At 39.5% G+C, this 12,192-nt stretch carries 12 protein-coding genes, 1 pseudogene and 1 riboswitch; of the genes and pseudogenes, 3 read left to right on the top strand and 10 right to left on the bottom strand.

Features of this window, described 5'->3' with window-relative positions; translation table 11 throughout:
• Positions 1-355: 355 nt before the first annotated feature.
• Both BUB35_RS16175 and BUB35_RS16170 read right to left on the bottom strand, forming a co-directional pair.
• Positions 356-1,867, bottom strand: coding sequence for a 4Fe-4S dicluster domain-containing protein (locus BUB35_RS16175; RefSeq protein WP_072853445.1), 1,512 nt, complete (start codon positions 1,865-1,867; stop codon positions 356-358).
• 88 nt (positions 1,868-1,955) lie between these two features.
• On the bottom strand, positions 1,956-2,363 hold the full coding sequence (locus tag BUB35_RS16170; RefSeq protein WP_072853443.1) for a DUF4186 domain-containing protein: 408 nt from the start codon (positions 2,361-2,363) through the stop codon (positions 1,956-1,958).
• Between the two features lie 149 nt (positions 2,364-2,512).
• Here BUB35_RS16170 and BUB35_RS16165 point away from each other — a divergent pair, with 149 nt between their 5' ends.
• On the top strand, positions 2,513-3,904 hold the full coding sequence (locus BUB35_RS16165; protein ID WP_072853441.1) for an MATE family efflux transporter: 1,392 nt from the start codon (positions 2,513-2,515) through the stop codon (positions 3,902-3,904).
• A 229-nt stretch (positions 3,905-4,133) separates the two neighbouring features.
• Here BUB35_RS16165 and BUB35_RS16160 read toward each other — a convergent pair whose 3' ends face one another.
• The 7 genes from BUB35_RS16160 to BUB35_RS16130 form a co-directional block, all read right to left on the bottom strand.
• Positions 4,134-4,823 carry a radical SAM protein gene (locus BUB35_RS16160; RefSeq protein ID WP_072853439.1) on the bottom strand — a complete coding sequence of 230 codons (690 nt, stop codon included), beginning with the start codon at positions 4,821-4,823 and terminating at the stop codon, positions 4,134-4,136.
• Positions 4,810-5,394, bottom strand: a complete 585-nt coding sequence (locus tag BUB35_RS16155; protein ID WP_072853437.1) for an ECF transporter S component — start codon at positions 5,392-5,394, stop codon at positions 4,810-4,812. The genes BUB35_RS16160 and BUB35_RS16155 overlap by 14 nt, the downstream gene beginning before the upstream one ends.
• Positions 5,391-6,464 carry a nucleoside hydrolase gene (locus tag BUB35_RS16150; RefSeq protein ID WP_072853435.1) on the bottom strand — a complete coding sequence of 358 codons (1,074 nt, stop codon included), beginning with the start codon at positions 6,462-6,464 and terminating at the stop codon, positions 5,391-5,393. Before BUB35_RS16150 ends, BUB35_RS16155 begins: the two co-directional genes overlap by 4 nt.
• 73 nt (positions 6,465-6,537) lie before the next feature.
• Positions 6,538-6,582: riboswitch (PreQ1 riboswitch) on the bottom strand.
• Positions 6,583-6,761: 179 nt separating this feature from the next.
• A complete protein-coding gene (locus tag BUB35_RS16145) occupies positions 6,762-7,526 on the bottom strand; it encodes a hypothetical protein (RefSeq protein WP_072853433.1) in 765 nt (254 codons plus the stop codon).
• Between the two features lie 4 nt (positions 7,527-7,530).
• The gene (locus BUB35_RS16140) at positions 7,531-8,517 is read right to left on the bottom strand and encodes a DUF3137 domain-containing protein (protein WP_072853431.1); all 987 of its coding nucleotides are present in this window, start codon (positions 8,515-8,517) and stop codon (positions 7,531-7,533) included.
• A gap of 19 nt (positions 8,518-8,536) precedes the next feature.
• A complete protein-coding gene (locus BUB35_RS16135) occupies positions 8,537-9,430 on the bottom strand; it encodes a DUF1266 domain-containing protein (RefSeq protein WP_072853429.1) in 894 nt (297 codons plus the stop codon).
• Between the two features lie 55 nt (positions 9,431-9,485).
• On the bottom strand, positions 9,486-10,427 hold the full coding sequence (locus BUB35_RS16130) for a DUF3137 domain-containing protein (RefSeq protein WP_072853427.1): 942 nt from the start codon (positions 10,425-10,427) through the stop codon (positions 9,486-9,488).
• A 372-nt stretch (positions 10,428-10,799) separates the two neighbouring features.
• On the opposite strand from BUB35_RS16130, the gene BUB35_RS16125 reads away from it, so the two are divergent.
• Both BUB35_RS16125 and BUB35_RS19130 read left to right on the top strand, forming a co-directional pair.
• The gene (locus tag BUB35_RS16125; protein ID WP_072853425.1) at positions 10,800-11,705 is read left to right on the top strand and encodes a copper amine oxidase N-terminal domain-containing protein; all 906 of its coding nucleotides are present in this window, start codon (positions 10,800-10,802) and stop codon (positions 11,703-11,705) included.
• The gene (locus BUB35_RS19130) at positions 11,702-11,863 is read left to right on the top strand and encodes a hypothetical protein (RefSeq protein WP_159432908.1); all 162 of its coding nucleotides are present in this window, start codon (positions 11,702-11,704) and stop codon (positions 11,861-11,863) included. Before BUB35_RS16125 ends, BUB35_RS19130 begins: the two co-directional genes overlap by 4 nt.
• Before the next feature lie 202 nt (positions 11,864-12,065).
• Here BUB35_RS19130 and BUB35_RS20170 read toward each other — a convergent pair.
• Positions 12,066-12,192, bottom strand: a pseudogene (locus tag BUB35_RS20170) (IS256 family transposase); the annotation flags it as partial.

The raw sequence follows: 12,192 nt of genomic DNA, 5'->3' as shown, positions 1-12,192 counted from the left end.
GAAAAGCCGCCTGTTATTGACATGCCATCTTTTGGATGGTATATATAAAACAAAGGTGGAGTGCTTCATTTCAAAGCATTCCACCCAGTCTTATCATAGAAGAATCTTATTTACAGACTTTTCTTCATACCCTCTTTCAAAGCATTCCACCCAGTCTTATCATAGAAGAATCTTATTTACAGACTTTTCTTCATACCCTCATCATAGAAGAATCTTATTTACAGACTTTTCTTCATACCCTCTGCAATTTACAGACAACAAGCCCTTCTGGCTTCTTAAACAATTTTAATTTGAAAATATTGTCTAACTTTTTGGGTTCAGTTCAATGGTTTTCTGACTTCTTTCTATATTTAAATCATTTTCCTAACTCTTCCAAATCTTTCAGATAATCCGTATCACAACAGTATTGATAGTCCGCACTGGTTGCGTATTGTTTGACTGCCATGGTAGACTTATTAATAGCCTGCAAGGTGCCGGCACCAGCTACACATCCGCCGGGACACGCCATTCCTTCCAGCAGGTAACCATTATATTTCCCTGCTTTTGCCAGTGTCATCAATTTTTTGCACTCACGCAGACCTTGCGCGCTTTCCACTTTGATTTCCTGATCTGGATACATCTTTTTGATGCAATTTACAACGGCTTCTGCAACACCGCCTGCAATGGCAAAGTTTCGTCCGTCACGACTTGCTTCAGAAACTTCCTTTTCTTCTTCCATTGCTTCCAAATCAATGTTTTTCGCTTCAAAAACGCCCATCATTTCTTCAAATGTCAGTACAAAGTCAATGTCACTGCGCACGCTTTTTCTGCTGGCTTCCAGTTTTTTCGCTGCACATGGACCAATAAAAACAACTTTTGCCTCCGGATCTTTCAACTTAATCAGACGCCCTGTCAGTACCATAGGTGTCAATGTCATGGAAACACAGTCTTTAAATTCTGGGAAAAGATTCTTCGCCATCACTGACCAAGCCGGGCAGCAGGATGTTGCCATAAAAGGCAGTTTATCGGGCACATTTTCCATAAAGTCTTTCGCTTCGTCTGTTGCACACAAGTCAGCGCCCACTGCAACTTCAATAACATCAGTAAAACCAAGGGCTTTCATCGCAGAACGAAGTTTTCCTGGCGTTACTTTAGGACCAAACTGTCCCACAAAGGCAGGTGCTACTGCCGCATATACACGATGTCCTTCTTTCATAGCCTGAATCATTTGGAAAATCTGCCCTTTATCAACAATAGCGCCAAAAGGACAATTTACCAGACACATCCCGCAGGAAACACATTTGTCATAGTCGATTTTTGCTCGTCCATACTGGTCAGAACTGATGGCATCAATACCGCAGGCAGCCGCACAAGGGCGCTTCTGGTGGATAATCGCATTATAGGGACATACATCGATACATCTGCCGCACTGAATACATTTATCCTGATCGATGACAGAACGTCCATTGACTATATGAATGGCATCTTTCGGGCATACTTCTGTACAGGGATGCGCCAGACAGCCCTGACATCCATTGGTTGTCAAAACTTTATTTTCTGGACACGCATGACAAGCAAATTTGATGATATTAATCAGCGGTGGATCGTAATACTTACGTGCAATGGCACTTTCTTCGATCCCATCAGAAACAGGGGCAGACTCTGCTGCTGTTCGCACCGGCAGACCAATGGCAAGACGCAGCCGTTCCCCAATGATAGCACGTTCCAGAAAAATGCTTTCTCTGTAAGATGCCAATTCACCAGGCAAAATTTTAAATGGTAACTGTTCAATTTTTTTGGCATAATCGCCGCCTTCATAGGCAAGGCGAGCAACTTCTGTAAATACTTTTCTTCGAATATCAATAACTGATGTGTAAATTCCTCTCATAGAAACTCCTTTATCATAAATGTATTTTCCTTGTACTACACACAAATGTACTTCATCCGCCATCCATTATATCATAACATTTCTTCCTTCACAATTTCATATTTTCATTTGCTTGTTCTTTTACAAAAACATTATGCATGTGCTGTTTCACTTGTTTTTCTGTCCACGCCATCAATAAATTTACAATCTTTTGCTGCTGCACTTCTGACAGTGGTACACCCATTTTCACACCATACCACTTGTTTAAACATCCCCTGCAACAGCATGCTGTAGCGTGTTGTGCCACGAAAATTGGATGCCCTTTCATAGGCGTTTGTTTCCCATCGTTTTTGGGATTTGCCGGCGCCAATCGCTCTTTTACAAATTCCTTGGCATGCTGTGCAATTTTCTCCATACCGACTCGTTCTATATAAGAAAAATCTGCTTCTTTTAGATAAAATTTACTTCTGAAGTTTGATTTGGATAATTTTTCCAGAGCTTGTTCAATGGTTTGCATACATATTCCGCCTCCATTCATTTGTATCATAGCACTTTTCTAAAAAGTCACAAGAGCGCAATTGTATTTTTCTGAAAAAAGTATTGCTCTGTAGGATAATTCGTATTACATTAGTAAATAAAATTTGCTATTCGTAAAGGAGAACCGTTATGCGTGTCACAGCAATGTCGAAAAATCAAATTACAGAAGGCGTTATTTGGAAACAGCTGCTATTTTTCTTTTTTCCTATATTATTAGGTACATTGTTTCAACAATTATATAACACAGCAGACACCGTTGTCGTAGGTCGTTTTGTCGGTACACAGGCTTTGGCTGCCGTAGGCGGCTCTACAGGGCAGATTGTAAACCTGGTTGTAAACTTCTTCGTTGGTCTTGCATCCGGTGCCACTGTCATCATTGCTCGTTATTATGGCGCTAGAGACCGAATCAAACTGAATAATGCACTTCATACAGCCATTGCATTGTCCATTGTGGGCGGTATTGTGACTGGTATTGCGGGAATTTTATTAACTCCATCCTTATTGAAAATGATGAATACCCCTGCAGATGTTATCGAAGGTTCTACCATGTATCTGCGCATTTATTTCGCCGGTATCATTTTTGTTTTTGTCTATAATATCGGCTCTGGTATCCTGCGTGCTGTTGGCGACTCCAAACGTCCCCTTTATTTTTTGATCGTTTGCTGCTTTTTAAACATCTTTTTGGATATTCTTTTTGTTGTTTATTTGAAATTGGGGGTAAAAGGTGCCGCCTTTGCAACAGTGATTTCTCAGGCTGTCAGTGCATTACTGGTCATTCTTTCATTGACTAAGTCTGTAGACATCTATCGGCTGCGTCCAAACAAGATTCGTTTTTACAAAAGTTTGCTCATTGCCATCATCACCATTGGACTCCCTGCCGGACTGCAGTCTGTTATGTATGGTATTTCCAATATCATCATCCAGACATCTTTAAATAGTCTGGGTACAGAAACCGTTGCAGCTCATACAGCTTTTGCAAAAATTGACGCAATCTATTGGATGATTTCCGGTGCATTCAGCGTTTCCATCATTACATTCATTGGTCAGAATTATGGCGCACGTAAATTTGACCGTATGAAAAAGAGCATCAAAGTATGTTTGCTCATGGACTTGATTGCTTCTCTGCTGCTGACAACTGTCATGCTTTTGGCTGGTCCATATCTTCTGCGTCTTTTCACATCAGACCAGGAAGTTATCGAAATCGGCATGCAGATCATCCACATTATCGCACCATCCTATGCACTCTTTATCTTCATCGAAATATTGTCCAGTTCCCTGCGTGGTATGGGTAACGTGGTCGTTCCTATGTTGATGACTTGCGGTGGTGTTTGCGTACTGCGTATTTTGTGGATCTTCATTTTTGTAAGAACCCATTTGAGCGTTACAACCATTTTGATGAGTTACCCTATCTCCTGGGGTTTTACAGCAGTACTGTTTATCATCTATTTCATGTTCTATCAAAAGAAATTCTTCCGCCGCTGTATGGAAGAAACAGAAGCTCCTGCAGAAACAAACGCATAAAGAAAAGGCAGACAAATTTAGGAGCATCTTCATAAGAAAACAAAGAAAGCTGAAATCCTCATCAAACAAAGGATTCCAGCTTTCTTATTTTTACTGAGATATAATTTGGTAGGTTTTCTTCTGAAGACAGCAGTCGTAATTCCCCTTAAAAAATCAATAAAACGAAAACCAACATTTTCTTAATGGGAAGCTACTTGTCTGCCTTTTTTATATATAATAATGATATGCTTTAATCTCCAACACCAAAGTCCGTTTTTTCATAAAGGACTTCCACAGATGGATCGTCCAAAAGCCATTGATATGTTTCCATAAACCATGCAACTAATTCTTCGTCCCGTTTTACTGATGTACTGTTATTGGTAAATACATTGACGGTTCCCAGCGGGAAATACTTTTTCAAAAGTTCAATATCTCTGGCAATCATTTCTTTTGTCTGCCCTTTGATGCCTACCATCAAGCAAGGAGATTCAAAATATGCCCTGACTTCTTCCGGTGATGTAAAGTCAGCATGCTTATTCAGATAATTTTCCCGAAAATCCCAATCAAATGTTTCCACACCAATTTTGAAAATAATGGGAATACCCATATATTCTCGCATACGCTGCAATTGATGCCGGTACATCCAATGGGCTTCGAAAAACAATTTCTGAATCTTCTTTTCATGAATTAAATTCCGGATTTCTTCTAATGTTTCTTCGGGAAGTTCAAAACAGCTTCCAGAATTGATGACTTCCAATACGCCATATTTTCCTGTTACACGGGAAAGCACTTCATGATTGAGGCGCACCATCGCATCTTTGTCTTTTGAATTATCCGCTATATAATCGCAGAAAACGCATTTTCCCCAGGCACAGGGGCGTCCCTGAAGCAACACGATTTCCCGTTGATTTTTGTTTGTAATTTCATTATACCGTTCCATGGGAATTTCCTTTCTGTACCTTTTGTTTCAGAGAAGCGGGCAGCATGCCATAAAGCATCACTGTGCAGAACACAATGACAATACGATCCAAATAATCGGTGATTGCCTGCACAACGCAAACACTGGCTGTCATCCCAAGTCCACCTGCATGCAAAAGCTGCACCAGTAGACTGGAACCTGATGATGTAATGCCGCCAAAAACAGCTGCCGTAATGACAGAACTGACAACGGTACCAGGCAGTGAAACACAAAGTGCTGTCAATAACACTTTCCAAAATTGTCTGCCGTTTGGTCTGATTTTCTGATAGAAAATACCAGCCATAACCCCCACAACCATTTGCACAGGAATGTAATAAAATGAGTAAATATCACTGGTGCATCCACTGATAACACCACTTAGAATGCCCGGAACCATACCATAAACAGGACCTAGCATAACTGCCGATAAAACCGTTCCCAAGGAATCCAAATAGATCGGAAGCCGGAGCAATAATGCGATATTGGCTCCCACCACATTCAAAGCTGTAGCAATTCCCAAAAAACAAATCTGCATAACCGTAATTTTTCTCATTTTACAACATCCCCTTTCAGCATTTCTACAGGTACCTCTTCATCTTTTGGCATCCAAACACGTTTGCCAGCGTTTTCCACCATAATTTGTCGCAGAAAATGTCGTACATCTGACGCATCTGCACCAAATACATGGGTAATGAAAAAGGTCATGAAACGATAAGGGTCTGTTTCAGTTAAAATATGACTGTTTTTTTCTTTTTTCCAGAAATCATAGGTGTCTACCACTGTCTGACCCAATGATATTCCGGCTGTTTCCACTGTGGTATAAGCCGAAAATCCCTTGCACAGGCTATGATCGATACAATAAGCAACTGCAAGGGGATCATTGATGACACAGCCAATGACACCTTCCTGTTTCCAATGGAAGTCAAAATAAAAACGTGTAATATTGCGAATAAAGTTTCCGATTTCCTGAGACAAACAGGTCATATACTCAACCAGATTGGGTGTCAATACAATTTCTCTGGTCACATCCAAACCAATCATTTGAATCTGTTTCTGACGCAAAGCCGGATGGCTTTCAAAGGCTTCATATACCACCTTTGCCGCATCAGGGTCACACCAGTAATTGTATTCCGCTACCGGGGAACAATTCCCATGACTTTTGTAGCTACCGCCCATTGTCACCAGTTCACTCAGCCCCTCAAGGCACGCAGGATAATCCTGAATCAGTCGTGCAATGTTTGTGAGAGGACCCAGGGCAATGATAGATACATCTTTCTGTTCTGACAGTGTCTGTGCCAGAAATTGAATAGCACCTTCTTTGGGGCGCACATCTGTCACATTCGGCAGAAAACTTTCGCCAAGTCCATCTGCACCATGGGTATCTGTAGCGTCCACATAATCTCGCACAAGAGGTTTTGTTTCCCCCAGATACACGGGCACATCCAGCCGATCCAATAGTGATAGAACTTTCAAGGCATTTTCTGCCCCCTGCGTTGTCGGAACATTTCCGCACACCACCGTGATTCCCAACACATCCAGTTCCGGCGACCGCAGTGCTAACAGCAGCGCCAGCACATCATCTATGCCGGGATCACAATCAATTATTACTTTTTTTGCATTCATTCTCCAATCTCCTTTCCGATTCTGTTTTTCGCATCGGTTCCCGCAGAAACGGGAATACCCGAATGCGAGATTGAGATACTTGGTTTTTTATACTGGGAAGTTCACGAACCAGTCCGGCAGATGAAACATACATTTCAAACTGCCGATTATATAAATGCAGAAGAAAGTATAGCACAATTTTTTCGTAATGTATAGTAATTTCACGAAATCACACTATCACCAAATTCGATTTATAAAAGAAAAAGGTCCTCCTGATTCACATAAATCAGTTAGACCTTTCTGAAATAATATTTCCCCTTAGTATTCCATCAAATCCGCTGAAAATTCCTGCGGGACAATGGAATACTGTTGGTATTCCGCTCTCAGTTTTGCATAATCATCCGGTGCCGCTTTCAGTGCATCTTTCAGCCCTTTTTGAATTTGGAGCACGATAGACTGGAACAGCGGCGTTTCATACACATCTTCCATTGCTTTTATAACATCTTTCGCATAAGAAGAAGGACATTCCACCCCTGCAAAGTCTATGCAGGCATCATTCAGCCCATTCAGCATCTCATCAATTTCTACAAAATCAACAGCATCACAGCTTTCAAACTCATCAAAGTCAAGACGTTCTCCATAAATGGACAACAGCTCCAACATCAAAAAAGAAGCCCAGCACAAGATCTCCCACTGTACCAGATTATCATTACCTTCTGGAAAATGATTGTCATAAAACGCAGCCTGCTCCTCTGTTAATTCTTGACCAACCATAAACTCCAGAACGCAGGCATAAAGAGCATTGGCAAAGTCTGCAAAATCGGAGGGTTTTATCTTTCCATCTAAATAGTCCCAAAGCATCTGTATGGACTGATAGGTAATAGGAAGCGGTTCCTCTCCATTTTCCTGCAGTCCTTGCTCCAGTGTATGCATATATTGTTCCAACACAAGGAGGTTCCCCAAAAGCCTTGTTTGATTACTGCTGTTTAGAAATGCCTCATCTGCCAGCTTGCTGCAATTGGATACCCAATCTCCAGCATCCTTTCTGCTCAATGAAGCAAAGTCACAAAAAAATGTATACATAAAATCATTCCTTTCCTGATTGGTTCTCTATATGTATCAGCATTTCTTTTGCTTTTCGTATAACTTCTGTTGCCATAACGATGTTCTTGCTTTGTTCTTCTATGGGCAGATCTACAATAGCATTAAAGGGATTTTGCATTTGCTCGCATCCCAAATACATAGATTGGTCAGAAAATACAATGTAAACATGATTTTGGATGATTTTCGCAAATTCCAGAATATCTTCTAGGACTTGCGGTGTCAGAATGTAAAACGCATTGTGTCCATTTTCAGCACACACAGAAAACATGCTATTAAATGCTTCATTCTCTGTTTCTACTTTTTCCCGAAGGGTCAATCCTTTCATCTTCCCACTTTGTTTCTTTGGGAAAATCTGAATAGCGGTTTCACTGGTTTTAAATGCATGGAATGCTGAAAAAACAATTACCTGTCCATCAAATACCGTCAATGTGGAATTATCAGGTTCATAAGTTTTCACGCTGCTTGCACGAAAGCGGATTCCCTCATAGGCTCCTTCAAAATAATCGCCTGATTCATAAAATGATTTTGCCTGTCCCGGCAACAGACCGACTTTCGTCAGCTCATCAAATGAGATGCCCTGTTTTGCAGCATATTTTAAATTAGAAAATCCAGGAACTTCTCTGATCTTCAGTAAGGCGTACTTGTTTTTATAATTATCGTTAAATTCATTGTACGTTTTTTTCCATGACAACAATAGATAAAACCCCATAGCCGCTGCCGCTATGCAAAATGCCAACAAAATCTCTCCTAAAATCATGATGATTCCAATGCCTATGGTTCCAAAATCCAGACCTTCCCCACTGGTCAAAATCAAAAAAAGTCCGATATTTCTTGGCTTTAACATGGCAAGAAGCAAACAAACAACAAAAACGACCTTCGGCATTTTTTTCAAAAACTTTGTTTTCTTCACCGCTTTTTGACGTAGCTTTTCCAGTTTGACACCACTGATATTTTGTTCAATCATCGCCATGACTTTTCACCTGCCCGTTTTAACTGTTTTCTGTTTTATAATGTTTCTGATACGCTGGCATAATCCCATATTTGTCTGTCATAATCTCTTTAGATAGAGGGGTATCAAATGGAATGGTTGTATACGGAATCATTTTGTATGGCTTTTGTCCTTTCCAAAGCGCCTCATATATCTTCCAGCGTTTTGCTGTCATGGAGTTAGGATCTGAAGCATCTTCTCTCTGCCAGAATTGTCCGCCCAGAAGATAACTTTCCATCATTTCTTCCCAATTCTGAAAGTATTGCTGCGCCTTTTTCCCAGCCTCTACACCAATCTCCAGAACCTCTTCCATAGAAACATAGCCCACAAAGTAACACCACTGTAAGATATACGCGGCACGCCCCATATCCCAGCCAAGCAATGCATTTTCACCATATCTTCTGTAAGCCATCATCATTTTGGGAAGAAAACTGTCTTCATCGGCTTTTGGATTTTCCAGTTTGGCTGCTTCAATCAATTCTTCTTCAGAATAGCCATGATAGATTATTTCCAACTTTGCCATTTCCTCCCCATACCATACCCGCATACCGGAATGAACCAAACGCGTCATTGCATCCATAGCACTTTCATGCCCCTGTATACCCCAATAATCCCAAAGAGATCTTTTTATAGAATCAACAATTTCAGGTTTATTTTCATTGCCTGGATAGTAAATACCTGCCATATAACGGAAATTACCTTCGTTGGTCGCCAGCAGTATAGAACCGGCTGTATTCATCCATTGCAGCGTTGGTGATAATGGTGTATATGTATCGCCTCTTTGTTCCCTTGGTCTTTGGATACGAATACAAATAGAACGAAGAACCAGAACAAAAACCAGCGACAGCACAATTGGTATCAGTGCAGGCATTAGTGCCACTAAAAAATATTTCATAGACCCCCACCCTTTTATATTTTCTATCTGCTATTATTTTGAAAAAACAATTCGATTATGAAGCAATGAGAATTTCCTTTGCCATTTGAATAAATTCCGCATCTTCTATAATATTCTTTGTTTGCTTTGAAACAGGTTCATCCATACTTGCATCAAACATACTGTCTCGTCTGACTGCCACAAATAACTTTTCATCCCGAAATACAAAGGATACTTGCCCATTCATGACATCTGCAAAATGCATGATTTTTTCTATACGCTGCGGCGTCAAAATGTAATATGCATTATGCTCATCATAGGCGAATACACTGAAACGGCTATTAAATATCTCATTCTCCGTGTGGATTTCATTTTCAGCCTTCCAACCAACCATGTTGGACATAAATTTTTTCTCAAAGATCTGAATATGTCCATTGCTTCTCTTTGTGTCATCAAATTGGTCCAAACAAATCATCTGTCCACTGAATATTTCTTCAACACGATTCTTTTTGCTCATACGAACCATCTTACGTGTACACACGTCGCTTATCTGAAATCTGATGTTTTCATATTCTCCCATGAGCAAATCTTCACTGTCATAATATCTTTTATCACCGGAATTTACAGCTGCCGCGTTTCTGACATCATCCCATGTAAAGCCGCCTTTTGGCACATATTGAAGTTTTTCAAAACCTTCTATGGAACTAATGACTTGCTGTACATACTTTGATTTAAAACTTAAATTGAACTTATCATAAGCATGTTTTACAATAATCAGCCATAAGAGCAAACCTGTTCCTACTGCCACAACTGCTACCACAAAAATGATTTCCGCAATAAAAATAACCGCTTTCATGCCAGAAAGGGTACCTATTCCATTTTCTTGAGTCGCCAGCAAATAGCCAATTGCTATATAAACAAGCAGCATGACAACAGATAAAACGACAACAACTTTCTCCAAATTCTTTGCTTTTAAACGCATTTTTTCAAGCTGTTCCTCCTGCATCCTCTGTTCCAAGATCTATCATCCTTTCAGTCAAAACTTATCTAAAGAATCCGATTTTTCAGGTTCCGCGCAGTCTAGTATAATTTTCCTAACACCATCCAATTCTTTCTGCATAGAAGAAAGAAGTCTTCCTAATTGATATTCTCGTTTGTTTCATCAAGCTATTTTCATGAATCCTCTGCCTTCAGCCATAAAACAAATTATCTTTTCCATAGTTTCATTTTACATACTGTTTCAAAGGCATACAAGTATTTTGTACATCAGGGTATAATTTATCAGCATCGTAATAAACAAAATGCTTAGAATGTTGAGATTTTTATTAGAAATTCAGTTATAATAGAAATAAGAAAATAGCGGTTTGCATACAAGCAAGAGGTGATGATCATGAACAGGCATTTCCATCAAAGATTATATAAGCTTGCTGCCGGCTGTATGATTGCAGTCCAAATTTGCTGTCCTATATCAGCTTTTGCAAAGACATCCAGCATAATTACCAATAAGTATCCGATCGTAACAAAAACAGAAAGCGGAACAGAATCTTTAAATAATATCTCTACTTATTTAATCGATGACAGAACATACATAAAACTGCGTGATATTGCCGAAGCATTCGATTTTAAAATCCAATGGGATCATATAAACAAAGTAGTTCTTTTGTCTTTGGAAGAACATAATCTAAATACTACGAAAAATGAAGTAACAAAAGATACTTCTCCCCTTCAAATCACTTTGACACAGCAAACAGTTATTGTAGATGGAGTCGAAGAAGTTTTGTCTTGTTATCATATCAACGGATATACCTATTTCTCCATAAGGGATATTGCAGCTCTGACAAATCTGGAAGTCATTTGGGATTCGGAAAGCCATACAATACGAATCAATAAAAAATCCGTCAATGCATCAACAGCAGACGAAACAAGCAAACCAGAAACCACAGATACCATCATAAACGAAAATGGAAAGGATATCCTATGCAACGATAACAATTTGATATACGTTCCAGAATCCAAACAATATGATTCCATCGAAAAATATATAAAAGAAAATATAGATCCTAAATTTACTATTTCCGATTTTGTTATCACAGAATATACTTCCGCAAATACACCTTCTATCCATTACCTGGATATTGATTACTATCTGGGTGACTATAAGACTAATTATGGTTATCAACTTACCATCGTGCAGGAATCTGTAAAAACAATCAAATGTACAGGAGATCGGAAAAATATTGAAAATCTGAACATTGACAAAAACAAAACACCTGACATTTCAGATGCAGAACTATGAAAAAAACTTTGGAAGAAAATTCTTATGAAAATTGTGAAATCATAGATTATGATATTGTTCGCTACTATAATGAAAAAACGGCAGCATTTCAAGCAGATATTGTGGTAAACTTTGTTGATCCAAGCGGATATCATGAGGGTATGAAGAAAAGTCTGTAAATAAGATTCTTCTATGATAAGACTGGGTGGAATGCTTTGAAAGAGGGTATGAAGAAAAGTCTGTAAATAAGATTCTTCTATGATAAGACTGGGTGGAATGCTTTGAAATGAAGCACTCCACCTTTGTTTTATATATACCATCCAAAAGATGGCATGTCAATAACAGGCGGCTTTTCTGCCTGTTTTAACCAATCTGTTCTTTTTATTCTGGAAGCCGTCCTTCATACATAATACTTAATTCTCCGTAGACCTGACCCCAGTTCCGGATGGTGGTTGTCCATTTTTTTGTGGCTTCAAAGGTAGCCAGATACAGGGCTTTCAGCAATGCT

This window comes from Anaerotignum lactatifermentans DSM 14214 (assembly GCF_900142265.1).
GTDB lineage: Bacteria > Bacillota > Clostridia > Lachnospirales > Anaerotignaceae > Anaerotignum > Anaerotignum lactatifermentans.
This window is presented reverse-complemented; position numbering and strand designations above follow the sequence as displayed.